At 52.4% G+C, this 269-nt stretch carries 1 protein-coding gene; it reads right to left on the bottom strand.

Features of this window, described 5'->3' with window-relative positions:
- On the bottom strand, positions 1–269 hold a 269-nt coding region (locus tag B0E34_RS22725; RefSeq protein ID WP_228423029.1), incomplete at both ends, for a RodZ family helix-turn-helix domain-containing protein.

Raw genomic sequence — 269 nt, forward strand, 5'->3', positions numbered from 1 at the left:
ATCAACAGCTGGTGCTGGCGCAGTTACGGCAGGTGTTTGCGTGTTGGTTGCGGTGGTATCCACAGGTGATGTCGGCGTGGTCGCCATAGCCTGATCTGTGGTTGTCGACGTATCTAACGGTACACTCTGGCTTTGATTATTATTCAGTTCCGCAGAAGATTGATCGGCCATAGTGGTGATCTCTTCCTGCTGAGCTTTGTGGTCTTGCCACCACCAGGCACCGCTCAGACCAATAACCACAAACAACACCAGCCAGGTGAAGGTCATCA

This window comes from Chryseobacterium mucoviscidosis, assembly GCF_002177115.1.
Classification (GTDB): domain Bacteria; phylum Bacteroidota; class Bacteroidia; order Flavobacteriales; family Weeksellaceae; genus Chryseobacterium; species Chryseobacterium mucoviscidosis.